Here is a 17,021-nt window from a genome sequence, read left to right on the forward strand (position 1 = left end):
CTGTAGCACGGGATCAGCTGCCGGGGACCCGCGCCTGCCAGGCGTCTTCGTCCCGCGAGCGGCGCTCGACGCCGGCCGGGAGCTTGTTCTTGGCGAGATCGACGAGCGTGGTGTTCTCGAGGACGTCGCGCAGGCTCGCGCGGGCCGCGATCCAGACCCGTTGCAGGACGACCGCGTGCTCGTTGTAGGTGACACTCTCCGGGCGGACGCCGGAGATACTCACGATCGGGCCGTCGACCGCGCGCATCACGTCGGCGACCGAGATCTCGTTCGGATCGACCGCCAGCCGCCACCCGCCCGACTGACCGCGCTGGCTGGCCAGCACGCCGGCCCGGCGCAGGTCGGCGAGGATTCCCTGCAGGAAGCCGTGCGGAATGCCCTGCGCCCGGCTGAGCTCCTCGGCCGACACCACCGACGGATCGCTCGCCGCCCATCGCTGGGTGATCTCGATCAGCGCTCGCAACGCATAGTCAGACTTCGCCGAAACCCGCATGCTCCGAAGTCTGCCGCATCCGGCCGCTCACACGCCGCATCCCCCGCAGCCAACACCCTGCTCAGCTACCGCTTCCCCTGCCCGCTCAGGCTCTGCGGGGCGGGACTGGCCGCGCGGTTGAGCTCGGCCGGGTCAGGCTCGGGGGTGTGCCTGCTTGAACGCCTGCCGGAGCCGCTCACTGGAGACGTGGGTGTAGATCTGCGTGGTCGCCAACGATGCGTGACCGAGCAGTTCCTGAACGCTCCGAAGATCCGCGCCACCTTCGAGCAAATGGGTGGCCGCGGTGTGCCGCAATCCGTGCGGCGCCAGATCCGGTGCGTCGACGACCGCCATCCGCTGATGCACCATTCGCCGCACCGCCCGCTGATCGATCCGACCCCCTCGCGCACCGAGAAACGCCGCCGGCCCACTCCCGTCGCGAACCAACTGCGGGCGAGCTTCAGCGAGCCAACGCTCAAGGGCCTTCCCCGCAGGAACGCCATACGGAACCGAGCGTTCCTTACGCCCCTTGCCGAAGACGCGGACGACGCGGCGCTCCCGGTCGACGTCATCGACATCGAGAGCACACAGCTCCCCGACCCGGATGCCCGTCGCGTACAGCAGCTCCATGATCGCGAGATCCCGCAGCCCGATCGGGCTTCCGTCGTCAGCGGCGACAGCAGCCGCATCGAGGACGGCCCGCGTATCCGCCTGGCCGAGCACGCCCGGCAGGCTCTTGTGCGGTCGCGGACTTGCGAGCAACGCTCCGGGATCCGTACTGATCCGGCCGGTCCGTTGTGCCCACGCGGTGAAGACCCGCGCGGCGGTGGCCCGGCGAGCCATCGTGCTGCGGGATTTCCCGAGACTTTGCTGTTTGGCCAGCCACGATCGCAGGCCACGGATGTCCAAGCCCTCCAGATCATCGTGACCAAGCCGAATCAAATGTTCGAGTAAATCCGCGACGTCTCCGATGTAGGCTCTCACCGAGTGAGTGCTGAGGTCTCTTTCCGCCGTCAGATGCCGTTCGTAGTCAGCCAGTAACACAGCGAAACCTTCCGGCCTGGAAGGGATTCCACTGACATCGTCCGGCGTCATGTCTCGACGATGCGTGAGGCGACCCGGCATCGCAAGCCACCGCGCTGGGACCGGGAAAAGGAGGTCTGGTCGATAGCCCAACGGTCGACTACTGTTCGGCCCGATTGCCCTAGTAGCAACGGAGGCACCCCTGACCATGGCCCCCTCAGCGAACGGACAGACCGTAGGCCGGCGCCTGCCGGTCGAGTCGGCGTTCACTCGAGTCGAGGACGCGCGGCACCGTCTGCCGCGCTTGTTCGGTCGTCGCGACCTGGTTGTTCTTGGCCTGGGCGTGATGATCGGCTCCGGCATCTTCAGCATCAGCGGCGTCCAGGCGGCCAATGTCGCCGGACCGGCAGTGATCCTGTCGTTCGTGATCGCCGCGATCGTCTGTGTGCTGGCCGCGGCCTGCTACGCCGAACTGTCCTCCACGATCCCGGTCTCCGGTAGCGCGTACACCTTCAGCTACGTGACTTTCGGCGAGATGTGGGCGTGGCTGGTCGGCTGGGCACTCGTCCTCGAACTCGTCACCGCAGCCGCCATCGTCGCGCGGGTCTGGTCGGCGTACTTCGTCGCCACGCTGGACGGGTTCGGCGTCACGCTGCCCAGCGGGATCGCGCAGTTCTTCGGGCCGGAGGCAAAGGTCAATCTCGTTGCCCCGCTGTTGTTGCTGGTCCTGACCGCGCTGATCGTGACCGGCACGAAGCTGTCGGCGCGCGTCCTGACGATCGTCGTGATCGCCAAGGTCGCGGTCATCCTGCTCGTCGTGATCGTCGGTGCGGCACACATCAACATGTCGAACTACCACCCGTTCGTGCCGCCGTCCCGGGCCGCACCCGCGGCGGCGAGTCCGACGTTGCTGGGCTGGATTCTCGACTCGTCGTTCGGAACGTTCGGGACGATGGGCATCTTCACCGCGGCGAGCACGATCGTGTTCGCCTATATCGGCTTCGACCTGATCGCGACGGCGTCGGAAGACGCACGCAGCCCGCGCAAGACGGTCCCGCAGGGCATGCTGCTCGGCGTCGGCGCGGTGACGATCCTCTACATCGCGATGGCGGTCGTACTGGTCGGCATGCGCCCGTACGGCAAGCTCGGTGGAGCCGCGCCGGTCTCGGAAGCCTTGGCGGCCGTCGGCGTCGGCTGGGCCGCGAAGGTGGTCAATCTCGGCGCCTTGCTCGCGTTGATGACGGTCATCATGGTGGTGCTCATCGCGCAGAGCCGGGTCCTGTTCAACATGGGCCGCGATGGTCTGCTGCCGAAGAGCCTCGGCCGGGTCAGCCGGGTGTACTCCTCCCCGGCTCGCGCCGCCGCCGCAGCCGGAATCGCCGCGCTGGCGCTCACGCTGTACCCGAAGGTGCTTGAGCTCGAGGAGCTGCTGGTCATCGGTGCACTGTTCTGCTTCGCGTTCTGCGCGATCGGCGTACTGACATTGCGCCGCTCCGAGCCCAACCTGGAGCGTGGATTCCGGGTGCCGATGGTTCCGCTGATCCCGCTGCTGTCCTTGGCCGCCACCGTATGGCTGATGCTGAACCTCAAGACGAGCACCTGGACGAAGTTCGGCGTGTGGATGGTCATCGGCATCGCGATCTACGGCCTGTACGGCCGCTGGCACAGCCGGCTCGCCAACGAGGACAGCTGGGACTTCGACCTGGGCGACACCGACCCCGGCACCGGCGCCCTCCAAACCCTCCGCCCCGAACCCGACCGCCACACCCCCGAACTCCGCGCCATCCGCACCCCACCCGACCAACAACCCTCGAAAGCCCCCCGCGGCAAACACATGCGCAACTAGCCCCGCACCTCCGCACCTCCGCCCCGTGCCGCCCGCCGTCGCCCCCTGCCCCGCCCGCCTTCGCCCCCTGCCTCCTGCCGCCCGCCTTCCTTCCCTCCCTCCCGCTACGACTCGGGGGGATGAACAGGATGCCGGGACCTTGGACAGGCAATAACCTGTCCAAACCCACCACAGACCGGGCAAGCCCCCACGCCCAACCCGGCCCTCGGCCCCTCCGCCCCTCTGCCCCTGCCGCCTTCCCTCCCTCCCTCCCTCCCTCCCGCCACGACTCGGGGGGATGAACAGGATGTCGAGACCTTGGACAGGCAATAACCTGTCCAAACCCACCACAGACCGGGCAAGCCCCCACGCCCAACCCGGCCCTCGGCCCCTCGACCCCTCAGCCCCTCAGTCCTCGGCCCTCAGCCTTCACAGCTCTCAGATCGGTCGAGAACGCCTCTGCTGACAACCCGAGCCTCGGCCAACATCCGGCCGCCGCTGCGTCGTCGGTCAGGCCGGGGTCGACGGCCGGGTAAGGCGAGAGCGGAGGTTGCCAGGTGCGAGCCGCCGAGCGCCCTTCGCCGCTCGCGGATAGCAACCACGGGGTGTGGTCAAGGCGAGAGCGGAAGTTGCCCGGTGCGAGCCGCCGAGCGCCCTACGCCGCTCGCGGATAGCAACCACGGGGTGTGGTCAAGGCGAGAGCGGAAGTTGCCAGGTGCGGACCGCCGAGCGCCCTACGCCGCTCGCGGATAGCAACCACGGGGTGTGGTCAAGGCGAGAGCGGAAGTTGCCACGTGCGAACCGCCGAGCGCCCTACGCCGCTCGCGGATAGCAGCCACGGGGTGTGGTCAAGGCGAGAGCGGAGGTTGCCAGGTGCGAGCCGCTGAGCGCCCTTCGCCGCTCGCGGATGGCAGCCATGGGGTGCGGTCAAGGCGAGAGCGGAAGTTGCCAGGTGCGGACCGCTGAGCGCCCTTCGCCGCTCGCGGGTGGCAGCCACGGGTGTGGTCAAGGCGTGGGTGGGGTTTTCAGGTGCCAGCCGGTGGGGGTTTGGGTGGTTAGGTTCAGGGCTGTTAGGGCTTCTAGGGATTGTTGGGTTGTGGGGACGTCCAGGCCGGCGGTCGCGGCTATGCGGGGTGTGGGGGCTGGGGTGCGGACGGGGACGGCGTCCAGGGTGCGTTGGAGGTCGGTGGGGAGGGAGTCGGTGAGGGTTTCCGGGGCTCGGGGGTGTGGGGTGAGGCTGGTGCCGAAGGGAGCGGTGGCTTCGATGATGTCGGCGACATTGGTGGCTAGGACTGCGTTGCGTTCGCGGACGAGTAGGTGACTGCCTGCGGACATGCGGGAGGTGATTGGGCCGGGGACTGCCAGGACGGCGCGGCCGCATTGTTCGGCCCAGCCGGCGGTGTTGAGGGCGCCGCTGCGTACGGCGGCCTCGATGACGACTGTGCCTTGGGTGGCTGCGGCGATCAGGCGGTTGCGGGCCAGGAAGCGTAGCTTCGTGGGTGAGCAGCCGGGCGGGAGTTCGCTGACGACGAGACCGTCTTCGGCGATCCGGCTGAGGAGTGCCGAGTTGCGTTTCGGGTAGCTGACGTCGACACCGCAGGCGAGGACCGCGATCGTCAGGCCCGCGGCGGCGAGGGTGCCGCGGTGTGCGGCCGCATCGATGCCGAAGGCACCTCCCGAGACGACGGTTACGCCGTTGTCGGCCAGGCCGGATGCGAGTTCGGCGGCGACATGTTCGCCGTACGACGAGCAGGCGCGGGCGCCGACGATGGCGATGGCTCGGGTGAGGACGGTTCGGAGGTTGGGTTTGCCGCGGACCCAGAGGCCGAACGGGACGCCGGCGCGGCGGGTGAGCTGGCCGGCGTCTTCGAGGATCTCTACCTGGTCGGGCCATTCGTCGTCGCCGGGGATGACGAAGCGGGCGCCTGCTGCGGCGGCACGTTCGAGGTCTCGGTGGGGGTCGGCGGTGGCGAGGCGGGTGGACCAGCGGTCGAGATCGGGATCGTTGTGGTGCAGCCGATCCCAGATCTCCAGGGGTTCCAGGCCGTCGAACGCTTTCAGCGCGGCGAGATCACCAGGCTCGACAACCCGCGACAACCCAACCCGAGCCAACCGCTCAGCATCACCATTGCCATCAGCAACCACCAACGTTCCTACATCCCCTCCCCCAGAACCCACACCCGAACCATCCACACCTGAACCACCAACTCCCGGTGCCCCCGACCTCACAGCACCTGCAGCCGTTGCACCCCCGCCGAAGGCGTCTCGCCTCACCGCGTCCTCAGCCACCGCCTGAACCACAGCACCTTCACTCGCGGCACCCACGGTGGAACAACCGAACTCTGCCGCATCCGCAGGTGGGGAGGAGGCGTCGGTGAACGAGACCGGCGACAGGTCAGGCATCGGGCTGAGCGTGGTCGCGTCCGGGGTGGCTGGGCGAGACGTGCTCACGGATGGGGCGGTGAGGTCCCCGGGAGCGGCGTGGGCCGGGGTGAGACCGAGGCGCGTGAGGTCGGGCGAGGTCGCGGTGGGGTTGGCCGGGGTGACGCGGGGCGGAGTGGGATGGCGGGTCATGGGGTGGGTCCTTTGAGGGGGCGTTGGTCGGAGAGGGGGGTCAGGGGGGTGCCAGAGCGGAGTTGGAAGGCTTCGTGGGTTTGGTGGATGGTGGGGGTGGCCAGGCCGGCCAGGTCGGTGAGGGTCCAGGCGAGGCGGATTACTCGGTCGAAGCCTCGGGCGGTGAGGCGGCCTGCCGAGTAGTGGTCTTCGAGGAGTTGTTGGCTGGCCTCGTCCAAGGGGTGTTCGCGGCGCAGGACCGGGCCGGGGATCTCGCTGTTCAAGGTCCACGCGGTGGCTCGGTACCGGTAGGTCTGGCGGTCGCGGGCGGATTGGACGCGGGCGGCGACGACGGCAGTCGACTCGGCCGGTTCGCCGGTGGTGATGCGACGGGCGGCGGGGAGGATCTGGCGCTGAATGTCGAGGCGGTCCTTGATCGGGCCGCTGATCCGTTGCCGGTACCGGGCGAGAGCCTGCGGTGTGCAGCTGCAGATGCCCTGCTCAGTGCCGGCGAGACCGCAGGGGCACGGGTTCGCCGCGAGGACGAGCATGAAGCGTGCCGGGAACTTCGCGACCGCGGCGGCACGGTGGACCTCGATGAACCCGGACTCGAGCGGCTGACGAAGCGTGTCGAGCGTCAGCGGATGCATCTCGGGCGCCTCGTCGATGAACAGGATGCCGCGATGCGCGCAGCTGATCGCGCCCGGTCGCGGCACGCCCGAGCCGCCGCCGACGAGGCTCACCAGCGAGGCTGTGTGGTGCGGCGCGATGAACGGCGGCCGGGTGACGAGCTCGGCGTCGTTGGTGAGCAGCCCGGCGAGTGAGTGGACGGCCGAGACCTCGAGCGAGTCGTCCGTGCTCATGTCGGGCATCAGGCCGGCCAACCGCTCGGCGAGCATCGTCTTCCCCGAGCCCGGCGGGCCGTGCAGGAACAGGTGATGGCCGCCGGCGGCCGCTGCCTCGATCGCGCGCCGGCCCTCGAACTGGCCGATGACGTCGTCGAGGTCCACGGCCGGCACCCGGGTCAGCGACTCCGAGACCAGGCGCGGTTCGGCGCGCGGCGGGGCTTCGTCAGGGACTTCGGTGCCGCGGAGCAAGGCCAGCACCTGCCGGAGCGAGCGAGCGCCGTACACCTGGATGCCGGGGACGAGGCGGGCCTCGCCGACGTTCAGGTCGGGTACGACGATGCGGTCGAAGCCGGCGCGGGACGCGGCCAGGGTCATCGCGAGCGCGCCGCGGACCTCGCGGATCCGGCCGTCGAGACCGAGCTCGCCGATGATCGCTGTCCGGCGGAGCGCCTCCGGCTCGACGACGCCCGCGGCGGTGAGCAGCGACAACGCGATGGCGACGTCGTAGTGCGAGCCAGTCTTCGGCAGGGTCGCCGGTGACAGGCCGATGGTGACCTTGCGGTCGGGGAACCGCTCGCCGCTGTTCACCACGGCGGCGCGAACGCGGTCGCGGGCTTCGGACAGGGACGCGTCGGGGAGACCGATGAGCGTCGTCTTCGGCAGGCCCTGGGCGATGTCCGCCTCGACCTCGACGAGGTGGCCTTCCAGCCCGACCAGGGCGACGGACCAGGTCTGTGCGAGAGGCATCAGGCCGCACCCCGCACGTGGTCCACGCTGGGTGGCGTGTCGTGGTCGAACAGGATCGAGATGACGTCGATCCGGATCTCCGCCGGTCTGAGCTGATGGGTCTGCAGCCAGCGGCCCGCCAGCTTCCGCAGGGTGGCGAGCTTGCGGTAGGTGATCGCCTCCAGCGGGCTGCCGTAGTTCAGCCCGCGGCGGGTCTTCACCTCACAGACGACGAGCGCGTCGCCTTCGCGCGCCACGATGTCGATCTCGCCGAACTCGCAGCGCCAGTTGCGCTCGAGCACGACGAAACCGTGCGTGCTGAGATACCTCGCGGCGAGATCTTCGCCGTACCGTCCGACGGTGTTCCTGGTCCGCATCGATGACCACCTCCGGCAGAGAACATGCCGGGATCAGGCCTCGGAAACGGACCTCACTTTCCGTCTGTGGAAAACCTCAGCGACCGAAGTCGGAGTCCTTCGGGACTTCCAGGTCGGACTTCGCGAGCTCTTCGATGTTGACGTCGCGGAACGTGACGACCTTGGCGTTCTTGACGAAGCGGGCGGAACGGTAGACGTCCCAGACCCACGCGTCGGCCATCGTCACCTCGAAGTACACGTCGCCACCCTCGGTGCGGACCTTCAGGTCGACCGCGTTGCACAGGTAGAAACGCCGCTCGGTCTCGACGACGTACTTGAAGATACCGACGACGTCCTTGTACTCCCGATAGAGCTGCAGCTCCATATCGGTCTCGTACTTTTCCAGGTCGTCTGCACTCATCGGCTCTCCACTCCGGTGGGACTGGTCACATTCTGTCCCATATCGGGTCGCATAGTGCGGCGGACATTCTCGAACCGCCGTCGATGTTGCGGGCACGGGCCGTATTCGTCCAGCGCCGCCTGGTGCTCGGGGGTGCAGTAACCCTTGTGGATCCCGAACCCGTACTGCGGGTACTCCTTGTCCCAGTGCTCCATCACCCGGTCCCGCGTCACCTTGGCGATCACGGATGCCGCGGCGATGCAAGCCGCCACGCGGTCGCCCTTCCAGATCGCCAGACCCGGTACGTCGAGTCCGTCGACGCCGAACCCGTCGGTGAGCACGTACGCCGGCCGTACGTCGAGCCGGAACAGGGCCCGGCGGAGCGCCTCCACGTTCGCCACGTGCATGCCGAGCCGGTCACACTCAGGAGCCTCGATGGCCACCACCGACCAGGCCAGCGCACGCTTGCGGACCTCGTCGTAGCAGCGCTCCCGCGCCTTTGCGGTGAGCAGCTTGGAGTCGGCCAGCTCCGGGATCTGACCGCGCTTGCCGTCCGGCAGGATCACCGCGGCCGCCACCAGCGGACCGGCACACGGCCCACGACCCGCCTCGTCGACGCCCGCGATCGGGTCCAGGCCGACGCGGCGCAGGGCGCGCTCGTACCCGTACAGCCCGGCGTCCCGCCGTACCGTGCTCCCGCGCGGCAGCGCGCTCATCCAGCCCTCCGCATCACACCGTCCACCCTAGATAACAGAGGCGACAGACGCTCACTTAGGTGGTGGCGTGAGGGAGATCGAGGGTTTGTCCGGCGCCGGACCGGCGGCCGGCACCGACTTGAACGTGTCGGGTACGCCGAGTTTGCCCCAGCGCCCCGCCGGCCAGACGATCATGATCGCTCGCCCGGTGACCTTGTCGAGCGGCACGAACGCCGCGTCGCCCTGGTTGCCGCCGTTCGCGTCGACGTCCTGGAGGTGCACCCGGGAGTCGCCGGAGGCGGACCGGTGGTCACCCATCACGAAGATCTTGCCGGCCGGGACGGTGACCTGGAAGTCCATCTGGGACGGTGCGTCGCCGGGGTAGAGATAGCTGGTCTCGTCGAGCGGCTGCCCGTTCACCAGCAGCCGGCCCTTGGAGTCACAGCAGGCGACCTTGTCGCCCGGCATGCCGATCAGGCGCTTGATCAGGTGGCCGTGGCTGGAGTCCGGCAGCAGGCCGACGACCTCGAAGAACCGGCCGATCGAGCCGCGCTTCTGGCCGCTCTCCTCCGGGCCCAGCCAGCCGCCCGGGTCCTCGAACACGACCACGTCGCCGCGCTTGACGTCGGTGAGTTTCTCCACCACGACCCGGTCACCGACCAGCAGGGTGTTCTCCATCGACTCGCTCGGGATGATGAACATCTGCCCGACGAACGCCCGCAGGATCGACGAGACGATCAGCGCGCCGACCACGATCAGGACGAACTCGCGGGCCGCGGCCCCGAATCCCGAGCGGTGGGCGGATTTGGCGTCCGTCTTGGTCGGTGTATCGGTCACTTCTTCAGCCCCGGCTTCTTGAAGGTATCCGGAGGACGCAGCATCGTCATCCGGTCAGACGGCCAGATTACGCAACAGGCCCGGCCAACCACGTTCTCCACCGGCACGAATCCACCGCCGGGGCCGCCCATGTGGGCACGGGAGTCGGCGGATTGCGCACGGTTGTCCCCCATCACCCAGAGGTGACCGGCCGGCACCAGGACGTTGAACGGCACCTCGGACGGCTTGGCGTCCTTCAAAAGGTACTCCCGCTCGTCCAGCGGGATGCCGTTGACGGTGATCTGCCCCTGTTTGTTGCAGCAGATCACCCGGTCGCCGCCGATCCCGATCACGCGCTTGACCAGGTGCCCCTCGCCGCTGCGCGGCAGGATGCCGACGAACTCACCGACCCGGCGCAGCGTGCCAGGCTGGGCCTCGGCCTCGTTCAGCCAGTTGGCCGGGTCGCGGAACACGATGATGTCACCGCGATCGACGTCCCGGTGCAGGTAGCTGATCTTCTCGGCGAGGATCCGGTCGTCCTTCGTCAGCGTGTCGTACATCGACTCCGACGGGACGTAGAACGCCTCGGCGACGAACAACCGCAGGACCACCGTGATGACGAGCGCGAGCACCGTCACGGTGCTCATCTCGACGAGCAGGCTGAGCAGCGGGTTCCGCTGCTTCAGCCTGCGGTGCCGCCCTTTGCTGCGACGTGCCCTCGAGACCGGGCGAGGGCGAGCGCGAGTCGCAGTGCTCGGCGCCATAGGTGACCGTCGTCGTTATGACGTCAGGAAGCCGGGATCTCGCGCTTCTCCTTGATCTTGGCCGCCTTGCCGCGCAGCTCGCGCAGGTAGTACAGCTTCGCGCGGCGGACGTCGCCGCGGGTCACGACCTCGATCTTCTCGACGATCGGGGTGTGCAGCGGGAAGGTGCGCTCGACGCCGACGCCGAAGCTGACCTTGCGGACCGTGAAGGTCTCCTGCAGGCCGCCACCCTGGCGCCGGATCACCACGCCCTTGAACACCTGGACGCGGGAGCGGTTGCCCTCGACGACCTTCACGTGCACGTTGACGGTGTCGCCGGCGCGGAAGGCGGGGATGTCATCGCGCTTGCTGGCGTTGTCCAGCTCGTTCAGGACGTTGCTCATCAGGTGTCTCTTTCTCGCGCGTGCCACAGGTCACCCACGATTCTCGGTGGTGATGAAGTCATCAAAAGGCTGCCGGTCGGTGGTCACCCCCTGTGGCAGGAGCACCGAAGGGCAGCAGCAGACAATCTTGCCACACGCCCACTACCGTGACGAAATCCGCCCACCCCGGCAGCGCAGGGTGAAAACCGGCGGTCCGTGACGGGGGTCACTTCCGGCGGCGTCGCTTGGCGAGGTGGACCAGGTCGACCTTCGGCGTCTGCGGCTCCCGCCGGGTTTCCCGGTACCCCGCCTTCTGGTACAGCGCCAGGTTCCGGTCGCTCCGTGTACCGGTGTTCAGCGCGTACGACGTCACCTCGGCGGGCGCGAGTCGCTCGGCGGCCCGGAGGAGGCGAGCACCGAGGCCACGACCCTGCCAGTCCGGCGCGACCACCAGGCGCTCGATGGTGCCCACCGAGCCGTCGACGGTCAGCTGGACGGCACCGACGATCCGAGCGCCGGCGACCGCCTTCAGGACGGTGGAACGCTCCAGGCGAGCGGCCGTGTCGGCGACGTCCGCGGTGAGCGGCGGGATCGTGTAGTCGTCGTACAGGCGGGCCTCGGACAGGAACGCGGCCAGCTGCAGTACGTGGATCTCACCGGCGTCGGCGATCGTCGCCGGGAGCACCCGCACGGCGTCGGCGTCGTCCTTCTCGGCGAGCGCATCGCCCCAGGCCGCCAGGAGATCCGGCCGGCGTTCCGAAGTACGGCGTACCGACTCCTCGTGGCGCCAGTCGGCGATCACGCCGTGGTTCCCGGACAACAGCACCTCGGGTACGTCGTACCCGCGCCAGCTCGGCGGCTTGGTGTAGACCGGGTACTCGAGCAGACCGTCACCCGAGTGCGACTCCTCCGCGAGGGACTCGGGGTTGCCGATCACGCCGGGCAGCAGGCGAGCGACCGCCTCGACCATCACGAGGACGGCGACCTCGCCACCGTTCAGTACGTAGTCGCCGATCGACACCTCGTCGACGCGCATCCGCTCCCCCGCGTACTCCGCCACGCGTGCGTCGATGCCTTCGTAGCGACCGCAGGCGAACGCCAGCCACGGCTCTGCCGCGAGTTCGTACGCGAGTTCCTGGGTGAAGGGCCGACCGGCCGGCGTCGGCACGATCAGGCGCGGTTGTGCGGGGCCGTCGACCGGGGCGATCGCGTCGAGCGCCTGGCCCCAGGGTTCCGGCTTCATCACCATGCCCGCGCCACCGCCGTACGGGGTGTCGTCGACGGAGCGGTGCCGGTCGTAGGTCCACTCGCGCAGGTCATGCAGGTGAATGTCCAGGAGGCCGCTCTTGGCCGCCTTGCCGACCAGCGAGACGTCCAGGGCGGCCAGGTACTCCGGGAAGATCGTGACGACGTCCAGACGCATGTCAGTCAGCGTCCGGCTCGGTCTGGACCACCTCGGCGCCCTCCGGGTCCAGCAGACCGGGGCGGTCGGCGACGACGACGTACCGCTTGTCAACGTTCAGTTCCGGGACCAGTTCCTCGACGAGCGGCACCAGCACGGTGTTGCCCGCCGTACGGCGGATCTCCAGGAGGTCCTGTGCCGGCAGGTGCACTACGTCGGTCACCTCGCCGACCTCGGCGCCGTCGGTGGTGCGGACCGCGAGACCGACCAGGTCGCGGTCGTAGTACTCCTCCGGGTCCTCCGGGCGCTCGTCGTCCGGGACCTCGGACTGCACGACCAGGTTGCGCAACTGCTCGGCCGCGGTCCGGTCCGGCACCTCGGCGAACTTCACCAGCAGCCGGCCGCTGTGCCACCGGCTGGACGCCACGGTCAGGGTGCGCGCCACCTTGGCGTCCGTCACCACGGTCGCACCGTCCGCGAACCGACGGTCCGGCTCGTCGGTGCGCACGTCGATCCCGACCTCGCCCTTGATCCCGTGCGCGCGGCCGATCCGCCCGACAGTCACCAGCACCTGCACTACTCCTTTGTACGAGACGAAGGTTTGTACGAGACGAAGGGCCGCACCCCAGACCGGGTGCGGCCCTTCACAGGACTACTCGAGTCAGCGGCGCGGACGCCGGTTGAGCTCGTCGACGAAGTCGATGCGCAGCGAGGACTCGGAGCTGAGGGCGCCGACGACGGTACGGATCGCGGTGGCGGTCCGGCCGTTGCGGCCGATCACCTTGCCGATGTCGTCGGGGTGGACGTGCACCTCGAGGGTGCGGCCACGCCGCAGGTTCCGGGCCCGGACGCTGACGTCGTCGGGGTTGTCCACGATGCCTCGGACCAGGTGCTCGAGCGCCTCGGTCTCCATCATCGTCAGGCCTCGGTGGTCTCGGCCTTGGCCTCTTCGGCCTTCGGCTCGTCCGCCTTGACCTCGTCGGCCTTCGCCTCGTCAGCCTTCGGGGCCTCGGCGGCGTCGTCCTTCTTGTCAGCCTTCTTCGCCGTCTTCTTGGCGGTGACGGCCTCGGTCTTCAGCGAGCCGTGGGCCTCGGCCAGCGCCTCGTTGAAGATCTCCTGCTTGTCCCGCTTCGGCTCGGCGACCTTGAGCGGCGCCGGGGCCTCCAGGCCCTTGAACTTCTGCCAGTCGCCGGAGGCCTTGAAGATCGCCTCGACGGCCTCGCTCGGCTGCGCGCCGACGCCCAGCCAGTACTGCGCCCGCTCCGACTCGACCCGGATGAACGACGGCTCGGTCTTCGGGTTGTAGATACCGATCTCCTCGATCGCCCGGCCGTCCCGCTTGGTGCGGGCGTCCATCACGACGATGCGGTAGTGCGGGGTGCGCTTCTTGCCGATGCGCTTCAAACGGATCTTGACTGCCACTTTCGGGTGGTCTCCCTCGGAAATTACATTCTGGGTGAGCAGCACGACCGCGTCGTGGGGACAACGCAGCGACACTCGATGGGCCGGCCAGGCAGTGGAGTTAGAGGGCTGCACGAAGCCTGGACGGACTCAGCCTGACATTGTGCCAGATCCCACAGGGTGGACACCAATCGGCCTCAGCCGCGCAGGTACCCCAGGTCCGGGAGCCGCCCGACGTAGGAGTCCAGGAGCGCGCGGGCAACGGTCACCGAGTCGATCAGCGGATGCCAGGCGAACGCCCGGACGGCGGCCTCCCGGGAACCCGACGTGGCGGCCTCGATGGTCGATCTCTCCACCGCCTTCACCGCGGCGACGAGCCCGGCCTGATGATCGGTCAGTTGCGACACCGTCACCGGCAGTGCGCCGTTGGCGTCCACGGTGCACGGGATCTCCACCACGGCGTCGTCGTCGAGCTGACGCAGTACGCCGCGGTTGCGCACGTTGAGGATCAGCGACGCCCGTTCGTTGTGCGCGATCGCCCGCATCAGGGACAGCGCGACCTGCTCGTACCCACCGGCGGCCATGTCGCGCTCGTCGCGCTCCCCCGCGTCCGCGACCTCACGGCTCTCCACCATGTACGTCGACTCGCGCTCGGCCCGCGTCTTCTGCCACAACTCCAGCGCCTGCTCGGGATGCTCACCCGTCTCGGCATAGAAAGCAGACTGCTGTCCCAGCAGGAACGTGCCACGCGTCTGCTGCACCCCCTGTACGGCGGCCAGCGTCTCGCGCGCGAAGTAGTAATAGTGCAGGTACTCGTTCGGAATCGACCCGAGCGACCGCAACCACTCCGCACCGAACAGCCGGCCCTCTTCGAACGAGGACAATGCTTCAGCCGACTGCAAAAGGTCCGGCAGCCGATCCACACCACCGGACCGCAGGCCACGCAGCCAGCCGAGGTGGTTCAGCCCCGCGTAGTCGTAGAACGCGGTCGACGGATCCACCCCGAGCGCCAACGCGGCCCGACGACCCAGTCCGGACGGGGAGTCGCAGATCCCGATCACCCGGTCGCCCAGGTACGGAATCATCGCCTCGGTCACCATGCCGGCCGGGTTGGTGAAGTTGATGGTCCACGCGTCCGGTGCGACCGCGGCGATGCGCTGCGCGATCTGTACGGCGACCGGGAGCGTCCGCAGTCCATAAGCGATCCCACCGGCGCCGACCGTCTCCTGCCCGAGTACGCCGAGGTCCAGCGCGACCCGCTCGTCGACGGTGCGCCCCTCGAGTCCACCGACCCGGATCGCCGAGAAGATGAAGTCCGCACCGCGCAGCGCCTCGTCGAGATCCGTCGTCTCGGTGACGGCGGGCGCGTCGGCGATCCCAGCTGCTTGCTGGCGTAGCACCGCGGCGATCGCGGACAGCCGGCTGCGATCGGCGTCGTACAGGACGACGGAGGTGATCCGTCCGGGACCTCGGTCGCCCAGCAAGGCGTGGTACACGAGCGGAACCCGGAAGCCGCCCCCACCCAGGATCGTCAGTCTCACGCGAGCACCACCTGCACTCCTGCCTCGGTCAGTTGGGCCCTGGTCGCCTCGTCGGCACCGGGCTCGGTCACCACCATGGAGAGTTCCCCCGGCTCACACACCCGGGCAACCCCGTGGCCCGGGAACTTCGTCCGGTCGGCGAGCAGCACCACCTGGTCGGCGGCCTTGATCATCGCCCGTTTGACCGGCACCTCGATCATCGTGCTGTCCATCACCCGGCCGTCGGGGCGGACCCCGCTGGTCCCCAGGAACAGCCAGTCGACGTGGATCTGCCGCAGGCTCTCCTCCGTCAAATACCCGACCAGGGACCGGTAGCTGCGCCGCACGAACCCACCGAGCACGATCAGCTCGACCTGCTCGTCGTTCTGCAACTCCTCCAGTACGGCGAGGTTGCTGGTCACCACCGTCAACGAGCGCCCGTGCAGGTGCTGCGCGACCCGAAGCGCCGTCGTGCCGATGTCCAGCAGGACGGACTCGCCGTCGGCCACCAGCTCGGCGGCGCGGCGCGCGATCCGGTCCTTCTCCTCGGCATGGACCGCGTTCACATCGGCGAACGGCTCGTCACCACCGTCGACGGCGAGCGCACCGCCGTACACCCGGGTCAGGCGGCCCTCGGCGTGCAGCTGCTCGAGGTCGCGGCGAATGGTCGCCTCGCTGACGCCGAGCTTCTCGGCCAGCACCTTGACGCCCCCGGCCCCGTCGGCCCGGAGCGCGCGAACGATCTGATCCTGACGCTGCTTCGGCAACACAGTCAGACCGTATCACGCAAACTCCGTCATTTTCAGTCAAACTTGTGATCAGGTATTGCGGATCTCGTGCAAGAGTTTCAAGATTCATGCACGAGTTTGATCGACCCTGCAGGAGTGTGCTCAGCATGCCCGAACTGGACGTCCCCAGGGATGTTGTGGTGTCCGGTCTTGTCTTCCAAGATCTCGTGCTCGGCCTGCCCACTCCGCCGCGACCCGGCACCGAGGTCTGGGCCACCGAGTCGCACGAGAGCCCGGGCGGGATCGCGAACTTCGCGGTCGCGCTCGCCCGGCTCGGACTGCGCACCGGGATGGCCGCGGTGTTCGGCGCGGACGACCTCGGCGACCGGGTCTGGCGCCGGCTCGCCGACGACGAGGGCATCGATCTGGCACTCTCCCGCAGACTCGTCGGCTGGCAGACCCCGCTCACCGTGGCCCTTGCCTACGACAACGACCGGGCACTGGTCACCCGGGGCACCTCTCCCCCGCTGTCGGCCGACGAGCTGATCACCACGCCGCCGGCGGCCCGAGCCGTCGCCGCCCACATCGGCCCCTGGCCGAACGAGTGGCTGGCGAAGGCGAAGGCCGCCGGCAGCGTGGTGTTCGCCGACGTCGGGTGGGACCCGACCGAGGCATGGGACCCGGCCGTGCTCGATCAGCTCGCGCACTGCGACGTGTTCCTGCCGAACGCCGACGAGGCGATGGCCTACACCCGGACCACGTCGCCCGGCGCAGCACTCGAAGTACTGGCGACGAAGGTCCCACTGGTCGTCGTGTCGAACGGCGCCGACGGTGCGGAAGCACTCGACGCGGTCACCGGCGAGCGGGTCGCCGTACCTGCGTATCCGGTCCCGGCGGCGGACACCACCGGGGCGGGTGATGTGTTCGCCGCCGGCTTCATCGCCGCCACGCTCTGGGAGCTGCCGCTGGAGCAGCGGCTACGGTTCGCCGCGCTGACCGCAGCACTGTCCGTCACCCGGCTCGGCGGTGCGGATGCCGCGCCGCGCTGGGACGACCTCGCGGCCTGGCAGGCCGCGCACCCCGAAGACCACCACCTCCAGGCGCTGATCGGCGCACACTCAGGAAGGTAA

At 68.9% G+C, this 17,021-nt stretch carries 18 protein-coding genes; 2 read left to right on the plus strand and 16 right to left on the minus strand.

All coding sequences use genetic code 11. The features are described from left to right. Nucleotides 1-13: 13 nt before the first annotated feature. Both ACFYRH_RS19795 and ACFYRH_RS19800 read right to left on the minus strand, forming a co-directional pair. On the minus strand, nucleotides 14-493 hold the full coding sequence (locus ACFYRH_RS19795; RefSeq protein ID WP_387776813.1) for an RrF2 family transcriptional regulator: 480 nt from the start codon (nucleotides 491-493) through the stop codon (nucleotides 14-16). A 132-nt stretch (nucleotides 494-625) separates the two neighbouring features. Beyond that, a complete protein-coding gene (locus tag ACFYRH_RS19800) occupies nucleotides 626-1,567 on the minus strand; it encodes a tyrosine recombinase XerC (RefSeq protein WP_387776816.1) in 942 nt (313 codons plus the stop codon). A gap of 136 nt (nucleotides 1,568-1,703) precedes the next feature. On the opposite strand from ACFYRH_RS19800, the gene ACFYRH_RS19805 reads away from it, so the two are divergent. After that, nucleotides 1,704-3,341 carry an APC family permease gene (locus ACFYRH_RS19805; RefSeq protein ID WP_387776819.1) on the plus strand — a complete coding sequence of 546 codons (1,638 nt, stop codon included), beginning with the start codon at nucleotides 1,704-1,706 and terminating at the stop codon, nucleotides 3,339-3,341. 984 nt (nucleotides 3,342-4,325) lie between these two features. Here the strand turns inward: ACFYRH_RS19805 and dprA are convergent. The 14 genes from dprA to ACFYRH_RS19875 all read right to left on the minus strand — a co-directional run bounded on the left by dprA (nucleotide 4,326) and on the right by ACFYRH_RS19875 (nucleotide 15,933). Continuing rightward, entirely contained in the window at nucleotides 4,326-5,432 is a 1,107-nt protein-coding gene (gene dprA / locus ACFYRH_RS19810) for a DNA-processing protein DprA (protein WP_387776822.1), read from the minus strand. 458 nt (nucleotides 5,433-5,890) lie between these two features. Then, on the minus strand, nucleotides 5,891-7,468 hold the full coding sequence (locus tag ACFYRH_RS19815) for a YifB family Mg chelatase-like AAA ATPase (RefSeq protein ID WP_387776825.1): 1,578 nt from the start codon (nucleotides 7,466-7,468) through the stop codon (nucleotides 5,891-5,893). Continuing rightward, complete coding sequence (locus ACFYRH_RS19820; RefSeq protein WP_387776828.1) at nucleotides 7,468-7,824, minus strand: YraN family protein; 357 nt, start codon at nucleotides 7,822-7,824, stop codon at nucleotides 7,468-7,470. Before ACFYRH_RS19820 ends, ACFYRH_RS19815 begins: the two co-directional genes overlap by 1 nt. Nucleotides 7,825-7,900: 76 nt before the next feature. After that, nucleotides 7,901-8,224 carry a DUF2469 domain-containing protein gene (locus tag ACFYRH_RS19825; RefSeq protein ID WP_012922325.1) on the minus strand — a complete coding sequence of 108 codons (324 nt, stop codon included), beginning with the start codon at nucleotides 8,222-8,224 and terminating at the stop codon, nucleotides 7,901-7,903. Continuing rightward, nucleotides 8,221-8,919: a ribonuclease HII gene (locus ACFYRH_RS19830; RefSeq protein WP_387776831.1), complete on the minus strand. Its 699-nt coding sequence runs from the start codon at nucleotides 8,917-8,919 to the stop codon at nucleotides 8,221-8,223. Before ACFYRH_RS19830 ends, ACFYRH_RS19825 begins: the two co-directional genes overlap by 4 nt. Nucleotides 8,920-8,970: 51 nt before the next feature. Continuing rightward, a complete protein-coding gene (gene lepB / locus ACFYRH_RS19835; RefSeq protein WP_387776834.1) occupies nucleotides 8,971-9,735 on the minus strand; it encodes a signal peptidase I in 765 nt (254 codons plus the stop codon). Then, nucleotides 9,732-10,361: a signal peptidase I gene (gene lepB, locus ACFYRH_RS19840; protein ID WP_387776837.1), complete on the minus strand. Its 630-nt coding sequence runs from the start codon at nucleotides 10,359-10,361 to the stop codon at nucleotides 9,732-9,734. Before lepB (ACFYRH_RS19840) ends, lepB (ACFYRH_RS19835) begins: the two co-directional genes overlap by 4 nt. Nucleotides 10,362-10,501: 140 nt before the next feature. Then, the gene (rplS, locus tag ACFYRH_RS19845; protein ID WP_387776840.1) at nucleotides 10,502-10,861 is read right to left on the minus strand and encodes a 50S ribosomal protein L19; all 360 of its coding nucleotides are present in this window, start codon (nucleotides 10,859-10,861) and stop codon (nucleotides 10,502-10,504) included. 205 nt (nucleotides 10,862-11,066) lie between these two features. Further along, on the minus strand, nucleotides 11,067-12,263 hold the full coding sequence (trmD, locus tag ACFYRH_RS19850; RefSeq protein ID WP_387776843.1) for a tRNA (guanosine(37)-N1)-methyltransferase TrmD: 1,197 nt from the start codon (nucleotides 12,261-12,263) through the stop codon (nucleotides 11,067-11,069). Nucleotide 12,264: 1 nt separating this feature from the next. After that, nucleotides 12,265-12,813 (minus strand): ribosome maturation factor RimM, encoded by a 549-nt coding sequence (rimM, locus tag ACFYRH_RS19855; protein ID WP_387776846.1) that lies wholly within the window; start codon nucleotides 12,811-12,813, stop codon nucleotides 12,265-12,267. A 90-nt stretch (nucleotides 12,814-12,903) separates the two neighbouring features. Further along, a complete protein-coding gene (locus ACFYRH_RS19860) occupies nucleotides 12,904-13,155 on the minus strand; it encodes an RNA-binding protein (protein ID WP_328526964.1) in 252 nt (83 codons plus the stop codon). Nucleotides 13,156-13,160: 5 nt separating this feature from the next. Further along, the gene (gene rpsP, locus ACFYRH_RS19865) at nucleotides 13,161-13,664 is read right to left on the minus strand and encodes a 30S ribosomal protein S16 (protein ID WP_387776849.1); all 504 of its coding nucleotides are present in this window, start codon (nucleotides 13,662-13,664) and stop codon (nucleotides 13,161-13,163) included. A 176-nt stretch (nucleotides 13,665-13,840) separates the two neighbouring features. Continuing rightward, nucleotides 13,841-15,184 carry a 6-phospho-beta-glucosidase gene (locus ACFYRH_RS19870; protein ID WP_387776852.1) on the minus strand — a complete coding sequence of 448 codons (1,344 nt, stop codon included), beginning with the start codon at nucleotides 15,182-15,184 and terminating at the stop codon, nucleotides 13,841-13,843. Next, nucleotides 15,181-15,933: a DeoR/GlpR family DNA-binding transcription regulator gene (locus ACFYRH_RS19875; RefSeq protein WP_387776855.1), complete on the minus strand. Its 753-nt coding sequence runs from the start codon at nucleotides 15,931-15,933 to the stop codon at nucleotides 15,181-15,183. The genes ACFYRH_RS19870 and ACFYRH_RS19875 overlap by 4 nt, the downstream gene beginning before the upstream one ends. Nucleotides 15,934-16,091: 158 nt before the next feature. Here ACFYRH_RS19875 and ACFYRH_RS19880 point away from each other — a divergent pair, with 158 nt between their 5' ends. Continuing rightward, nucleotides 16,092-17,021: a carbohydrate kinase family protein gene (locus ACFYRH_RS19880; RefSeq protein ID WP_387776858.1), complete on the plus strand. Its 930-nt coding sequence runs from the start codon at nucleotides 16,092-16,094 to the stop codon at nucleotides 17,019-17,021.

Origin of the sequence: Kribbella sp. NPDC004875, assembly GCF_042873375.1 — a bacterium.
Lineage (GTDB): Bacteria > Actinomycetota > Actinomycetes > Propionibacteriales > Kribbellaceae > Kribbella.